The sequence below is a fragment of the Ruminiclostridium herbifermentans genome (assembly GCF_005473905.2).
GTDB lineage: Bacteria > Bacillota > Clostridia > Acetivibrionales > DSM-1351 > Ruminiclostridium > Ruminiclostridium herbifermentans.
Map to the genome: position 1 here is coordinate 4215849 of NZ_CP061336.1, position 15980 is coordinate 4231828.

The following is a 15980-nucleotide window of genomic DNA, read 5'->3' on the forward strand; positions in this document are numbered from 1 at the left end:
TATTATATATTATTCTATACTCCAAGGCAGTACTACAGACCTTTCCTTTTCATTTTTCAGAATATTAATCATTTTAGATGCAGCAAGGTACCCAATTTTTTCTTTAGGATTCGACAATGATATATATGGTGTTGATGAAAACTTTGCTATTATGCTGTTATCAAAGCTAACTATTTCAATAGACTGTATAATTTCAGATTTTTGTTGCTGAAGTTCTTTTAAAACTTGATATGCCACCTCGTCATTATAGCACACAACTGCTGTGCAACCCGAAAGAACTTGCAAAATAGTACCTGCAATAATGCTATCCCGATTTTCAGTAGTATACCACATAACATTATCATCATCTACCGACAGTTCTGCTTTAAATAATGCCTCAGCATATCCTGCATATCGGCGGTGTCCCTGAATATCATCGCTTTTAAATATTCCTGCAATACGCTTATGACCTTTTTTCAAAAGAATTTCACATGCCATTTTTCCGCCACATCTGTCATCAGCAACTACATATATGATATTTTTTAGCTTTGGGTAATAGCCATTTATAAATACTACTGGAATTCCAAGTCTCCCAAACTGTTCATATAAGTCAATATTAGGATTTGGCAAAGCAGTCTTAGTGCCTTCTACAATCAAACCATCTATTGGTTTATTGAGTAAATCCATCAGCACTTTACGTTCATTGTCTACACGATTACGAGTGGCAGAAAGCATAGAAGTATATCCATTTTCCGCAAGCACCTGATCAATGCCTTTTAAAATTGCAGGAAAAATATATTCTCCAATATATGTTGTCACAACAGCGATATTATGAGTAGGCTCTCTGTGTAGTCTCACACCTTTAACATATGTGCCGCTTCCTTGTATCCGGCTTGTGAGCCCTTCTTTTTCCAGGACACTTATTGCCTGACGTACTGTTTGCCTGCTGTAGCCTGTTTTTATAGCCAATTGATTTTCACTTGGCAGCTTCTGACCCTCAATGTAAACGCCTGTTTTTATTGCTTCACGAAGCTTATTCGCAAGCTCGGTATATTTATGATTGCTCATTTATTTCACCTTTCAAATTATGTCTGCTATTTGTTTTAGCATTAATCATCCAAACGCCTAAACTAACAAGTATTAAAGCAAAAATATTTTTAAGCTTCAAAATATTCTCATTAAGGAAAACAGCTGATAAAATGGACCCGAATACTGGTATGAAAAAACTAAATATTGTTATTTCCCCTACCTTGTTATATTTTAATAAAATTGTCCAAAGCAAAAAAGCAATTGAAGAAAGAATAGCTAAATAAAGAAGCAGCAATGCAGATTTTACATTAAACTCTAAAACTGCACCATGATTTAAAACTCCTATCAGTATTAATACCACTCCTCCAATTGCAAGTTGATAGCCTGTTACAACCATTGAGTCAAGAATTTGTGTGATTCTTTTTCCATAAATAGCAGCAGCTGATGCTATAAATGCCGAAATTAGTAAAAATCCCTCACCCTTAAGGGAAAATTTAAAATCTAATATGCTTGTATCAATATTTACAATTATAACACCTATAAACCCTAATAGACATCCAAGGATTTTGATTTTACTTAACCTATCATTCTTATAAAGAAAATGGGCAATTATTATGCTAAAAAAAGTAGATGTTGAACTAATGATAGCTCCTTTTACACCTGTTGTATACGCCAATCCAATGTAGAAAAATATATCTGAAAAGATGTTTGAGTTATTCCCAAAAGTACTAGCTGTCCTACATTATTTTTGTTTAATTCAAACAGTTTCCTTCCAAAACATTTAGATATAATAAGTACAATAACTCCCGCTAAAAAGAACCTATAACCAGCAAACAGCATTTTAGAGGGTATATCATTCTGAGGAATATTAAAAAGTATGTAACCGCTTTTTACAGCCGGAAACGCACTCCCCCACAGAAAGCAGCAAAATATTGCTAATAATATAATAACTTTTCTATTTGTAAAATAGCTTTTATTTTTACTTGTTTTTAACATATTTTTTACCTTTAAATAGTCTTTTAATAAAATTATAATAATTAATATCCTAAAGTACACTCTCTATAAAAAAGTTTCTAAAGTGCTATTAACATCTAGAAACTCAAATATGTTTCTCTTATATTTCAGCCTGTTTTTTTTAATATAATTTTAGGATTACTACCATACACCTTATCTATCAGTATATATAGTATAAACAAAGTTACACTTTTTTATATTTTGAATATTGAGTATGCTATTCTCACTAAAAAGTATTTACTATTTCAGTACAATCATATTTGCTAAAATGCAATTCAAACATTTTAATGGATTACATTTACTTTCAGTCCTCATATAATAGTAGTCTTCTTCCCTAAATATTTATATTTAATAGTATAATGCAGAATCTACTTTATAGCATCATAATTTTTCATTATTTTTATCAAATACACTATTAAGTTAACTATGATAAGTAAAAAAATCTTTCAAGGGAAAAGTGTAAAAAATAACACACGTCTTTATCAAAAACCATCAAATAACGTGTGTTATATATTTTTTGTAAGTAACCACTTATATGCCGATCTCTTCGAATATTCAATACATAATAATGTCTATTTTATTGACTACACTGCTTTACTCTTCTCATAAACACACTTCCGCTAACCAAGATTTAACCAAGATTTAACCAAGATGTTATAATCAAAATAAATAATTAATCTCACCAAAACTCATTCATAAAAATATTTTCAAGATAGAACAATCAAATTATACTTTATTTACAATTTTTTTGATTAATCTTTATTTGTTATGAGTCTTGCACAAGTCCTCTAGATAATAAAAGAGGACTTCTCAACCGACTCGCGACTTGAGAAATCCCCCTAAATTAAATTTTTATTCAATTTTCCCAGCTAAAATTGAAAGTGTTCATTTTTTGCCGGAAGGTTGAATTAGTATTATAAAAATCCTCAGAACTCTCTTACTTTGAATTTTCTTCAATAGCAACTGCAATGGCAACTGTCATACCTACCATTGGGTTGTTACCAGCTCCGATAAGACCCATCATTTCAACGTGAGCAGGAACTGAAGATGAACCAGCGAACTGAGCATCTCCGTGCATTCTACCCATTGAATCTGTTAAACCGTATGAAGCAGGACCAGCAGCAACATTATCTGGATGCAATGTTCTTCCTGTTCCTCCACCAGAAGCAACAGAGAAGTATTTCTTACCATTTTCAATAGCCCATTTCTTATATGTACCTGCAACTAAGTGCTGGAATCTTGTTGGGTTAGTTGAGTTACCTGTGATAGAAACGTCAACACTTTCTTGCTTCATTATTGCAACGCCTTCAAGAACATCATTAGCTCCATAGCATTTAACTTTAGACTTTTCTCCGTCTGAGTATGCTTTTGATCTAACAATCTTTAAAGTGTCAGTTGCAAAATCATAATCAGTTTCAACATATGTAAAGCCATTAATTCTTGAAATAATTAATGCAGCATCTTTACCAAGTCCGTTTAATATAACCTTTAAAGGTTCTTTTCTAACCTTGTTAGCTGTTCTTGCTATACCTATAGCACCTTCAGCAGCAGCAAATGATTCATGTCCTGCAAGGAAAGCGAAACATTTAGTTTCTTCTCTTAATAACATTGCTGCAAGATTTCCATGTCCTATACCAACTTTTCTTGAATCAGCAACTGATCCAGGAATACAGAAAGCTTGTAAGCCAAGTCCTATAGCTTCTGCTGCTTCTGCTGCAGTTTTTATTCCCTTCTTAAGTGCAATACCGCATCCTAATGTATAAGCCCATACTGCATTTTCAAATGCTATTGGTTGTACTCCTTTAACAATACCTTCAACATCTATACCCTTTGATGTACATAGTTCTTTAACTTCCTCTAAGCTGCTAAAGCCGTATTCAGCTAAACACTTATTTATTGTATCAATTCTTCTTCCATAACCTTCGAAATTAACCACTAGTATCACCTCTCTCTTATTATTCTTCTCTTGGATCTATTGTTTTTACTGCGTCAGCATATCTTCCATATGTACCGATATTCTTTTCGTAAGCTTCTTTTGGATCAACACCCTTTTTAATAGCTTCCATCATCTTTCCAAGGTGTACAAACTTATATCCAATAACTTCACCATCTGCATCAAGTCCGATACTGAGAACATAACCTTCAGCCATTTCTAGATATCTAACACCCTTTGCCTTAGTTGAGAACATTGTTCCAACCTGTGAACGTAATCCTTTACCTAAGTCTTCAAGTCCAGCACCTATTACAAGACCATCTTCTGAAAAAGCAGACTGTGTTCTTCCGTATACTATCTGGAGGAATATCTCTCTCATAGCAACGTTAATAGCATCACAAACTAAGTCTGTATTTAAAGCTTCAAGTAAAGTCTTGCCTGGTAATATTTCAGCAGCCATAGCAGCTGAGTGAGTCATACCTGAGCATCCTATTGTCTCAACTAAAGATTCCTCTATAATACCATTTTTAACATTTAGAGTTAGCTTACAAGTTCCCTGCTGTGGTGCACACCAGCCCACACCATGTGACAAACCAGAAATATCTTTAACTTCTTTAACTTTAACCCATTTACCTTCTTCAGGTATTGGAGCAGGACCATGATTTGGACCTTTTTTTACAACACACATATTTTCAACTTCATGTGAGTAATTCATTTTAACTTCCTCCTTCAATAGCTATTTTAAATTTATTCAGCCTAGCAGATATCAGCAAAACATGAGTAAAGCAAACTACCGATAAGCTGAGAATTCACAATTATGTACTAATGTTATACCCAAACGTCAATTTCCAATAGTATGCATATACTGTAGTGCGAGATGGTATTCAAGCTAACAACTGTACCATAATCCTACACCTATGGAGTCTTGTAGCTAGAAGCGAACTATATTAGCGCAAAGTTTGCTTCCTAGTTAAATCAAAACTCTATTCAAAATTGACTTTAGTATAAACAAAAGCTGATATTTGAAGATAAAGCATCTTAAAATACCAGCATTTATTATATCATAATTATTTTATTGTAAGAAGTATTTTGTTAAAAAATATACTATCTTTACTTAAAGTTAATTATAGCCGAAATTTTATTTCACAGTGAAAACTTTTTAGTTACAATATTATACTTAATTATACCTAGTTAAAAGCTTATTTAGGCAAATCATTTTTGATTGCTTCATACCAAACATCAGCCATTTTCTCATAACCAGTTCTATTGCAATGAACACCGTCAGCTAAATCGCTAGTAGTAATTTTACTATACATCTCAACGAAATAAACAGGTTTTCCTGCATCTGCCTTTGATTTAACAATACCATGTATCTTATTGTTATAGTTTACTACTTGAGAATTCATATTTCCCATGGCTAATGGAATGATTGATGAAACATATACTTTACCATTAGCAGGCAGCTTTGCACATATTTTATCTATTAATGCGCTTAGTCTGTCAGGAGCACTTGCTACACTATAACTTTGAGCTATATCATTTGTACCGATATGTAACAAAACAATCTCAGGCTTATATGTAGTCATCCATTCATTGATTTTTGCATCAATCTGATCAATACGCCATCCTGAATGTCCTTCATGATTCTTGTCTGGAAGTTCTGCTGGTCCATTTGACATTGAGCCTACAAAATCAACTTTCTGCCCATTACTTTCAATAGTATTCCATAATTTAATTCGATAACCGCCAGCTACATTAAAGCCATCCGTTATTGAATCTCCTAAAGGCATAATAGCGCTAGGAGTAACTGTTTTAGGAATAGTATGTTTAGGAAATTTTGTTATGAGACCCAATAAATACTGCTTTTATAATGATAAGTCCAATGCAGTTACACTTCCATCACCATCAACATCAGCAGCATACAAATCATCCTCTACAGGTAAATCAGTAATTAAACCTAGAAGAAGTTGCTTTGTTAAGGAATAATCAAGTGCATCAATGGCACCATCTCCATTTAAATCCCCAATAAGTCCAATTTGTGATGCCGCAATAGCTTGATTACCTAAATTACATATAGAACATACACTTAAGCAAATACATAATACCAAAAACATTACCAAAGCCTTTTTTCCAAATATCTTTTTATCCCCCTTTTCAATATTACCAATAAGTATATTAATCTATCTTTTGTGTATGATTAACCTCCCTTCTATAATTATTTTTTTACTTTCAATTATTAACATTTACACAAAAGATAAGCTTAATACTTTTTTAAATATCCTTCATATATCGTTTAGTATTTATTATTAATCATCCATTATTTGTAAGTCTACTAGTAAAATTATATCAGTACTTTTAAAATACAACAAATAATTTTCAAATAACCCTATGTTACTTAGTATTGCAGCAATATATTCTGCTCAAAACCTATTAATATCAGATGTGGTAGAAATAATCAATGACCCATAAATAAAGAGACTTCATCACACTGATAAAGTCTCTTATTTTTTTAGCATATTTAATTTCGTACAAAGAAAAATACGTTAATCCAACTTTCGAATGAAAATTAGATTCATTAATAATACCAAAGGCTTGTTTGTGTTTTAGTATATTATCGAAAAACAATTTGTATTTGCTTTATATTAAGCCTTTAGTTGTTTAGCAATATTTCTTCCTGCCTCAATACATTTTTCAATTTCTTCAGGAGACGCCTTATATCTAACACCAATAGGTTCTCCACATAATGTCAACCCTGCTTCACTAAGCTTCTGGCTAATTATTTTATGAGCCTCACCACTCCATCCATAAGCTCCAAAAGCAAATGCCAGCTTATTTTTAACCTTTAAGCCCTTTATCTCATCAAGCAAGGAAGCTGTTGCTCTTAAAACAGAATTATTAACAGTACAACTACCAAGAATAACTGCATTTGATTTGAATATCTCTACATTCAAATCACTTCTATCCTTTGTAGCAGCATTAAATAATTTGTATTTAACTCCACCTTCCTCTAATCCCTTTGCAATGGCTTCAGCCATATCCCTTGTTGCATGGTACATTGTATCGTAGATAATTACTGCATATCCTTCGTTATAATCTGGTTTAGACCACTCAAGATAATTTTCAATTATTTGTGCAGGATTTGTCCTCCATATAATACCATGACTTGGAGCAATCATATCTACATCTAAATTCATTGCCAATATTTGTTCTATTTTCTTTGTAATTAGAGGTTTAAAAGGCCCTAATATATTTGCATAATATTTAATTGCTTCTTGACTTATTTCACACTGGTCATTCTCATCATTAAAAATACTTTTACCACAATAATGCTGTCCAAACGCATCATTTGATAGCAAAAGCTTTGCACCATCAACATATTCCAACATGCTATCAGGCCAATGAATCATCTGCATATCAACAAAATTCAGCTTGTATTCTCCCAAATCTAATACATCACCAGTTTTTACAATGTTAAAATTCCATTCCTTACCGAAATATCTTTTTATTATTTCAGCACCATTCTTAGTACAATACATAGGGGTATTTGGTATTTTTTCCATAATTAGCCCTAAGCTGCCGCCATGATCAGGTTCAACGTGATTAATTACAATAGCATCTATATTTGTTAGTCCAACATTTCTTTCTAAATCTTCAATAAACTTCTCTTTATATGGATCCCATACTGTATCAACAAGAACAGTCTTTTTATCCTTAATCAAATATGAGTTATAAGAAGAAGCTCTATGTGTTGAAAGCTCATGTCCATGGAAAACTCCAAGTCCCCAATCCCTAATGCCACACCAGTATATATTTTTTTTAATCTCTAGCATAAAATTACCATCCTCTCAATCAGCATATTAAGTAAATTAGTACTTTTTTTTATACCCCTTTTATTGTATAATAAACATCCAAGTATTATTTATATCTAGTATTATTTTACCACACAAAACATTATTATAACCATTTAAATTCAATTTATATATTCGAATGTGTATTTTATTGTCTTTTGTGAGACATTTATGCGTAATTTAAATATATATAGAGGAATTAGCTTTAGAATGAAGAATATTAATATTGTTTAAAGTATAATTTAAAGGTATTCCTTCAAAAATACAAGTATGTATTTTATTGTCTTTACATCTGAGATTTATGCTTAATTAATCAATCAATAGATACTTTACTTCAATTAACATAGTAATGGATATATTTAAATTGTGTTTTGCTCATATTAGCTTATATGTAGATTTGTGTTGTACCCATTTTTACAGGGTTTATTAGGAGGGAGGAATTATCATGAAATTTATACAAAGTATCATATCGATTATTAAAAAGCCATTTAGAAAAAAATCGTCAAAAGCCATAAAAATAAAAAATGTTAGTGGATTATTCAAAAGAAATAAATTAAATACTGCTAAAACCAATAAAGCAACTACTTCTCCCTTGTACAGTTTCTTAAGAAAAATTAGAATTCAAACAAGGCTTATTTTGTCATTTGTCCTTATAATTCTTCTTTTATTGGTATTTACATCAGTATATACATATAATAAATCATCTACGGCAATTAATGATAATGTAAAAAGCTATTCTCAACAAGTTTTAAATCAAACTAGTACTATTCTTGCAAACAACATTAAAAATTTTGAGGATTTTGCTTCTGATCTCGCTATTAATAATTCCTTACAGGGTTCTTTGGAATTATATGCAAATGGTAATGAAGATGTTCGTTTCGATGAAAAGCAAAAAATAATTGATGCCTTTCAGTCAAGTATTTCTAATAATGATGCTATTAAAACATTCGGTTTGTATGCTACAAAAGATTATGAGACTATATTAGGTAATTCATCCATTCTAGAACATAATAAAGAAATTTTAGATTCAACTCATGATGAAAAAACTACTAAGTGGGTTCAGTACTCTTCAAATGGCCAAAAAGTAGTTGGTTTAAGTAAATCTATATTTTCTATTATAACTGGTGATTACTTAGGAGTTATAACTCAAATACCTGATGAGAGTTTATTTACTGGCAGCTATAAGGACTTAGATATAGGTGTAGATAAAGTTACTGGCGAACCTTTTGATATATTTATTGTAGCTAAAGATGGAGTAGTTATTTCTTCGAGAAGTGCTAATTTCCCAGTATTTGAATCAAACGATATATCAAAAGCTATTGCTAAGAAGATTACTGAGTTAAATACTTCAACTGGTAATTTTGAGTCCATATGTAATGAAGAAAACTGTTTAATAACATTTTCTTCACTAAAAATAAACGGCTGGTATATAGTTTCAGTTATTCCATTTTATTATTTAAATAGTACAGCTGATGATTTAAGAACTAACATAATCATATTTGGTATTATATGCATATTAATTGCTGTTTTAATATCATTGTTAATTTCAAAGAGTATATCAATACCATCTGTTAATCTCGTACATTATATGAAAAAGGCAAAAGATGGTGACTTAACAATTTCTATTACAGATAATGGTAATGATGAATTATCAGATATTAGCAGGAACTTCAACTCCATGCTGATTAATATAAATGCTCTAGTTGAGAAAGTTAAACAATCTGCTCAGAAGATTCTCGACTTTTCAAATAAGATTGCAATTTCATCAAGCGAAAGTAATAATCTTTCTCAGCAGGTTTCTATTACAATCAAGCAAATCGCTGAAGGTGCAAATGAGCAAGCTAATGATATTAACGATGGCGTTGAAACAATGAGTATACTATCTAATGAAATTAATGTTGTGGGCGACAATATGAAAGAAGTAGCCGAAGTTGTAGGACATACCAAAGCATTAAGTGAAGGTGCTTCTGAGGTAGTTAATGCTCTAAATATTAAATCACATCAAACTAATTCTGCTTCAGATAGAATAGTTAAGAACATTACTGAATTAAGTTCTAGTATGAAAGAAATTCAAAAAATTGTAAAAGTTATAGTTGGTATATCTGAACAAACAAATTTACTTTCTTTAAATGCTTCTATTGAAGCTGCAAGAGCAGGCGAAGCTGGTAAAGGTTTTGCAATCGTTGCATCTGAGGTTAAGAAACTTGCTGATCATTCAAAATCAGCTTCAGTAAATATCAGTGAAATTATATCTAAGGCTCAGTTGAAAACTGAGCAAGCTGTGGCAGAAGCAACAAGTTCTAGCTTACTAATTCAAGAGCAATTACAGACCGTTAATGAAGCAGATCATACCTTTAAGACTATATTTACATCAATGGATAAAATTATTGAAAGTATGGATAGAATGTCACAGTCTGTATCAAGCATAATGAATTCAAAAGAAAATGTTCTTGAATCTATGCAAAGCATATCAGCTGTTGCTGAACAGTCGGCTGTTACAAGCGGCGAAATATTTGAAAGTACACTTACTCAGATGAATGCTTCTAAAGAATTAGCCGAGTATGCTAACACTTTACAAGCAATGTCTGATGATTTAGAAAAAGCTATATCAATATTTAAGATATAACTCTTCTCTGAAATAAATAACTAAACTATCTAAACTAACCTAATTACTAATAAAGCTAAGCATATTAAAGGCCTTCCCTCCTCTTTATGCTTAGCTTTATTAGCTTATTTCAGTTTACTGCTCTACCCCAACTATTGACATAGAACGAGAAATTCAGTTTACTGTCTATACCATATCTATTGACATAGAATTATTACTGCATCCAATTATTCATTCGGCACGCATACAAAAAGGAACCGATTTTCATCGATTCCCTTTTATTATATTTCATTAATTATTATTCAATAATCTTTGAAACGTTACCAGCACCAACTGTTCTTCCACCTTCACGAATAGCGAACTTAAGTCCTTCAGCCATAGCGATAGGAGTGATTAACTTAACCTTCATAGTGATGTGGTCACCAGGCATAACCATTTCAGTTCCTTCTGGAATCTCGATAACACCTGTAACGTCAGTAGTTCTGAAATAGAACTGTGGTCTGTAACCATTGAAGAATGGCTTATGTCTTCCACCTTCTGCTTGAGTTAAAACGTAAACCTGTCCTTCATAGTATGTGTGAGGTTTGATTGATCCAACCTTAGCAAGAACCTGTCCTCTTTCGATTTCATTTCTCTGAATACCTCTTAATAGAGCACCGATGTTATCACCAGCTTGTGCTTGATCAAGAAGCTTTCTAAACATTTCAACACCAGTTACAACTGTTTTTCTTGATTCGTCCATCAAACCAACGATTTCAACTTCATCTCCAACCTTAACAACACCACTTTCAACTCTACCAGTAGCAACAGTACCACGACCTGTGATTGAGAATACGTCCTCGACAGGCATTAAGAATGGCTTGTCAACTGCTCTCTCTGGAGTTGGGATATATTTGTCAACTTCATCCATAAGCTTCAAGATTGGAGCATATTCTGGAGCGTGAGGATCTGTTGAATTTGATTCTAATGCTACAAGAGCTGATCCTCTTATTATTGGAGTATCATCACCTGGGAAGTCGTATGAACTTAATAATTCTCTAACTTCCATTTCAACTAATTCGATAAGTTCTTCATCATCAACCATATCGCATTTGTTTAAGAATACTACTATATAAGGAACACCAACCTGTCCTGATAGAAGAATGTGTTCTCTAGTCTGAGGCATTGGACCATCAGCAGCAGAAACAACTAATATAGCACCGTCCATCTGAGCAGCACCAGTGATCATGTTCTTAACATAGTCGGCATGGCCTGGGCAGTCAACGTGAGCGTAGTGTCTAGTTTCAGTTTCATACTCAACGTGAGCAGTATTGATTGTGATACCTCTTTCTCTTTCTTCTGGAGCTGAGTCAATTGAGCCGTAATCTTTTACTTCAGCTCTTCCCAACATTCCTAATACTTTAGTTATAGCAGCAGTTAAAGAAGTCTTACCATGGTCAACGTGACCAATTGTTCCAATATTAACGTGTGGTTTTGATCTTTCAAATTTAGCCTTACCCATTTTAAAATCCATCCTTTCATTAAAGCGCATTGCGCTATTTAGTAGATTTTGTTTATATTTTGTCCTTAAACAAGAGCTTTTGCTCCTGCAATTAACACTTACTCACTCAAAGATGAGTTTTACTCATTAGTACTTCTACCAGCTAGAACCTTCTCTTGAATGCTCTTAGGAACTTCTTCAAAGTGACTAGTCTCCATTGAGAAATTACCTCTACCTTGTGTTGAAGAACGAAGTGACGTAGCATATCCAAACATTTCAGATAGTGGTACTAATGCTCTAATATTCTGCACACCATTACGTGCTTCCATACCTTCAATACGTCCTCTTCTTGCGTTGATTCCACCCATAACGTCTCCCATATATTCTTCAGGAACGCTAACATCAACCTTCATTATTGGTTCTAGGAGAACAGGATTTGCTTTTTTACATCCATCCTTAAATGCCATTGAACCAGCAATCTTAAACGCCATTTCAGAAGAGTCAACTTCATGATATGAACCATCAACAAGAGTTATTTTAATATCAACTACATTATATCCACCAAGTACACCAGCTTTCATAGCCTCTTGTATACCAGCGTCAATTGCAGGAATGTATTCCTTAGGAATAGCACCACCAACAATCTTATTAACAAATTCGTAACCAGAACCTGGTTCTCTTGGTTCAATTTCGATAACACAATGACCGTATTGACCTTTACCACCAGACTGTCTAGCATACTTCATTTCAGATTTAACAGCTTTGCGAATAGTTTCTTTATATGAAACCTGTGGATTACCAACATTTGCTTCAACCTTGAATTCTCTTCTCATTCTATCAACGATAATATCCAAGTGAAGTTCACCCATACCTCCGATAATAGTTTGTCCTGTCTCTGCATCGGTATGAACTTTAAATGTTGGATCCTCTTCCGCTAGCTTCTGCAACGCAATACCCATTTTTTCTTGGTCTGCCTTTGTCTTAGGTTCAATAGCAACCTCTATAACAGGCTCTGGGAATTCCATAGATTCAAGAATAACAGGATTGTTTTCTTCACATAAAGTATCACCTGTTGTTGTATCTTTTAATCCAACAGCAGCAGCAATATCTCCTGAATAAACAATATCTATTTCTTCTCTATGATTTGCATGCATTTGAAGAATTCTACCGATTCTTTCTCTCTTATTCTTTGTTGAATTAAGAACATAAGAACCTGAATTTAGTGTTCCAGAATATACTCTGAAGAAGCAGAGCTTACCAACATATGGGTCAGTCATAATCTTAAATGCAAGTGCTGAGAATGGAGCATTATCATCAGCTTCTCTTTCCATTTCAGTCTCGCCATCTATTGATATACCCTTAATAGCTGGAATATCAACAGGTGATGGCATAAAATCAACAACTGCATCTAGCATTTGCTGTACACCCTTATTCCTGTATGAAGAACCACAAACTACAGGAACCATCTTTAATTTTATAGTTGCAATTCTGATGCACTTCTTTATTTCCTCAACAGTGATTTCCTCACCCTCAAGGTATTTCATCATTATTTCTTCATCTTGTTCAGCAACTGATTCTAATAATAAATCACGATATTTTTTTACAATATCCTTCATGTCTTCAGGAATAGGTTGTTCTTCAACTACTTTCCCTAAATCATCCTTGAATACAACTGCAGTCATAGTAACTAAATCTACCATTCCTGTAAATGTATCTTCACTTCCAATTGGTAATTGTATTGGTACTGCATTACACTGTAATCTTTCTTTCATCATAGAAAGTACATTGTAAAAGTCAGCTCCCATAATATCCATTTTATTTACATATGCCATACGTGGAACTCCATACTTATCAGCCTGTCTCCAAACTGTTTCAGACTGGGGTTCAACTCCACCTTTAGCACAGAAAACTGTTACTGAACCATCGAGCACACGAAGAGATCTTTCAACCTCTACAGTGAAGTCAACGTGCCCCGGCGTATCAATAATATTTATTCTGTTACCTTTCCACTGTGCAGTAGTAGCAGCAGAAGTAATTGTTATACCTCTCTCCTGCTCCTGCTCCATCCAGTCCATAGTAGCCGAACCTTCATGAGTTTCGCCGATTTTATGAGTCCTACCTGTATAAAACAGTATACGCTCAGTAGTTGTTGTTTTACCAGCATCAATATGAGCCATTATACCAATGTTTCTTGTGTGTTGTAAGTCAAATTGCCTGGGCATAGTACCCTCCTTTCACGATAGTCCAATTGATATATAATCAATTTATCTAATTTTATATTTAAAAAATATTAGAAAATCCTATTAAATATAGGAAGTTCTATCTTACAATCTATCAAAAACCATCGTTTACCAACGATAGTGAGCGAATGCTCTGTTAGCTTCAGCCATCTTGTGTGTATCTTCTTTCTTCTTGAAAGCTCCACCAGTACTGTTGATAGCATCTAACATTTCACCAGCAAGTCTTTCCTTCATAGTACGCTCTCCTCTTTTACGAGCGTAACCAACAAGCCATCTTAATCCTAAAGCTTGTCTTCTATCTGGTCTAACTTCCATTGGAACTTGATATGTTGCTCCACCAACTCTTCTAGCTTTAACTTCAAGTACTGGCATAATGTTTGCCATTGCCTCTTCAAATACTTCCAGAGGATCTCTACCAGTCTTTTGCTTTACTATTTCAAAAGCATCATAGCATATCTTCTGTGATATACCTTTCTTACCATCATACATAACATTGTTTATTAGCTTTGTTACTATTTTGCTTCCATACATAGGATCTGGCAAAACGTCTCTTTTTGAAATATGACCTTTTCTTGGCACTTTACTTCCCTCCTTTTATGATAACATTATTCATGGGTAATCCCCACTCAACGTATCACAGGTACTCGTGGTTTAAACCGTCGTCAGCGCAAGTACATAAATATACCTTTCTAGTGTTAACAGACTATAAAACTAATCTTAAAACCTATCTTCACTTTTACAAAATATATATAATCACGTACTAAGCACCTAACATTTTAAATTGTCAGCACGCTGTGTTTTTACTTACTTCCTGCACCTGCCTTTGGACGCTTTGCACCGTATTTTGAACGGCCTTGCATTCTCTTGGCAACTCCGGCAGTGTCAAGAGTACCTCTAACTATATGGTACCTTACACCAGGCAGGTCTTTAACTCTTCCACCTCTGATAAGAACAACGCTATGCTCCTGTAGGTTATGACCTATTCCAGGAATATATGCAGTTACTTCAAATCCATTTGTGAGACGAACCCTTGCTACTTTACGTAACGCTGAGTTTGGTTTCTTTGGTGTTGAAGTCTTTACAACAGTACAAACACCTCTCTTTTGAGGGCTGCTAATATCTGTTACCTTTTTCTTCTTTGAGTTAAATCCTTTCTGGAGAGCTGGAGCAGTTGATTTCTTTTCAATAACCTCTCTGCCCTTTCTAACCAGCTGATTAAATGTTGGCATTAGTACACCTCCTTCCAAAGGTAAATATTATATATATAGTACTTACTCCAATACATCCTGTATCGAAATAAATAAATATAGCAATTAATCATATTATGTGGTTTATTTCAGAATACATGCAACAGCAGCTTCAACCTCAATACCACATGCCTTTCCTAACTGTTTCATGGAGTCAACATATGTTATAGGTAAGGACTGTTTTTCACAGAGTTCAATAATACCTCTTACTACTCTTTGTTCGCAATCCTTAGCAATAAAAACTTTGGCTACAATGCCATTTTCTATTGCCTTTGTTGACTGTTTTACACCAACTACTTTCTTATAGTGTTTAAGATCATCCAACAATTTGCTTCCTCCAATTTAAAATTTACTACATACTCTGTTATTTAATAAAACTAGAGCTGCTAATCTCCAGTTAAAATAACAAAGATATTTCATTATTAATTTGAAATTATACATGAAAATATGCACACAAAAAAAACATAAATTCTGCGCACTGAATTATTTTATCACTCAATTACAGCTTTTGTCAAGCATACTGAGTGTTTAAATCATTTTACATTATTCTCATAATTCTCATAGTAAGCATATTAGAGATGTTTTATATGTATAAACTCTAATAT

The 15980-nt window shown here is 33.3% G+C and carries 12 protein-coding genes and 1 pseudogene; 1 reads left to right on the plus strand and 12 read right to left on the minus strand.

What is annotated here, in order from left to right; translation table 11 throughout:
* Positions 1–9: 9 nt before the first annotated feature.
* The 7 genes and pseudogenes from EHE19_RS17230 to EHE19_RS17255 all read right to left on the minus strand — a co-directional run bounded on the left by EHE19_RS17230 (position 10) and on the right by EHE19_RS17255 (position 7785).
* On the minus strand, positions 10–1047 hold the full coding sequence (locus EHE19_RS17230) for a GntR family transcriptional regulator (RefSeq protein WP_137697338.1): 1038 nt from the start codon (positions 1045–1047) through the stop codon (positions 10–12).
* Positions 1034–2004: pseudogene (locus EHE19_RS17235) on the minus strand (DMT family transporter). Before EHE19_RS17235 ends, EHE19_RS17230 begins: the two are co-directional and overlap by 14 nt.
* A 955-nt stretch (positions 2005–2959) precedes the next feature.
* A complete protein-coding gene (locus tag EHE19_RS17240) occupies positions 2960–3958 on the minus strand; it encodes a GGGtGRT protein (RefSeq protein ID WP_137697339.1) in 999 nt (332 codons plus the stop codon).
* A 19-nt stretch (positions 3959–3977) separates the two neighbouring features.
* The gene (locus EHE19_RS17245) at positions 3978–4670 is read right to left on the minus strand and encodes an iron-sulfur cluster assembly scaffold protein (RefSeq protein WP_137697340.1); all 693 of its coding nucleotides are present in this window, start codon (positions 4668–4670) and stop codon (positions 3978–3980) included.
* Between the two features lie 484 nt (positions 4671–5154).
* Positions 5155–5808, minus strand: coding sequence for an SGNH/GDSL hydrolase family protein (locus tag EHE19_RS17250; RefSeq protein WP_244648272.1), 654 nt, complete (start codon positions 5806–5808; stop codon positions 5155–5157).
* Positions 5809–5820: 12 nt separating this feature from the next.
* Entirely contained in the window at positions 5821–6069 is a 249-nt protein-coding gene (locus tag EHE19_RS19875) for a dockerin type I repeat-containing protein (RefSeq protein WP_244648273.1), read from the minus strand.
* A gap of 528 nt (positions 6070–6597) precedes the next feature.
* A complete protein-coding gene (locus EHE19_RS17255) occupies positions 6598–7785 on the minus strand; it encodes a flavodoxin domain-containing protein (protein WP_137697341.1) in 1188 nt (395 codons plus the stop codon).
* A 463-nt stretch (positions 7786–8248) separates the two neighbouring features.
* On the opposite strand from EHE19_RS17255, the gene EHE19_RS17260 reads away from it, so the two are divergent.
* Complete coding sequence (locus EHE19_RS17260; protein WP_137697342.1) at positions 8249–10429, plus strand: methyl-accepting chemotaxis protein; 2181 nt, start codon at positions 8249–8251, stop codon at positions 10427–10429.
* 277 nt (positions 10430–10706) lie between these two features.
* Here the strand turns inward: EHE19_RS17260 and tuf are convergent, their stop codons facing one another.
* The 5 genes from tuf to EHE19_RS17285 form a co-directional block, all read right to left on the minus strand.
* Complete coding sequence (gene tuf, locus EHE19_RS17265) at positions 10707–11909, minus strand: elongation factor Tu (RefSeq protein ID WP_137697343.1); 1203 nt, start codon at positions 11907–11909, stop codon at positions 10707–10709.
* Positions 11910–12028: 119 nt separating this feature from the next.
* The gene (gene fusA / locus EHE19_RS17270; RefSeq protein WP_137697344.1) at positions 12029–14110 is read right to left on the minus strand and encodes an elongation factor G; all 2082 of its coding nucleotides are present in this window, start codon (positions 14108–14110) and stop codon (positions 12029–12031) included.
* Between the two features lie 126 nt (positions 14111–14236).
* Complete coding sequence (gene rpsG / locus EHE19_RS17275; RefSeq protein ID WP_137697345.1) at positions 14237–14707, minus strand: 30S ribosomal protein S7; 471 nt, start codon at positions 14705–14707, stop codon at positions 14237–14239.
* A gap of 221 nt (positions 14708–14928) precedes the next feature.
* Positions 14929–15357 (minus strand): 30S ribosomal protein S12, encoded by a 429-nt coding sequence (gene rpsL, locus EHE19_RS17280; RefSeq protein WP_137697346.1) that lies wholly within the window; start codon positions 15355–15357, stop codon positions 14929–14931.
* Between the two features lie 102 nt (positions 15358–15459).
* On the minus strand, positions 15460–15702 hold the full coding sequence (locus tag EHE19_RS17285) for a ribosomal L7Ae/L30e/S12e/Gadd45 family protein (RefSeq protein ID WP_137697347.1): 243 nt from the start codon (positions 15700–15702) through the stop codon (positions 15460–15462).
* Between the last annotated feature and the right edge of the window lie 278 nt (positions 15703–15980).

Coding starts and splice junctions, on each gene's coding strand:
- EHE19_RS17245 (WP_137697340.1), bottom strand. CDS start 4,670: ATGAATTACTCACATGAAGTTGAAAATATGTGTGTTGTAAAAAAAGGT.
- EHE19_RS19875 (WP_244648273.1), bottom strand. CDS start 6,069: ATGTTTTTGGTATTATGTATTTGCTTAAGTGTATGTTCTATATGTAAT.
- EHE19_RS17260 (WP_137697342.1), top strand. CDS start 8,249: ATGAAATTTATACAAAGTATCATATCGATTATTAAAAAGCCATTTAGA.
- rpsL (WP_137697346.1), bottom strand. CDS start 15,357: ATGCCAACATTTAATCAGCTGGTTAGAAAGGGCAGAGAGGTTATTGAA.
- tuf (WP_137697343.1), bottom strand. CDS start 11,909: ATGGGTAAGGCTAAATTTGAAAGATCAAAACCACACGTTAATATTGGA.
- EHE19_RS17230 (WP_137697338.1), bottom strand. CDS start 1,047: ATGAGCAATCATAAATATACCGAGCTTGCGAATAAGCTTCGTGAAGCA.
- fusA (WP_137697344.1), bottom strand. CDS start 14,110: ATGCCCAGGCAATTTGACTTACAACACACAAGAAACATTGGTATAATG.
- EHE19_RS17255 (WP_137697341.1), bottom strand. CDS start 7,785: ATGCTAGAGATTAAAAAAAATATATACTGGTGTGGCATTAGGGATTGG.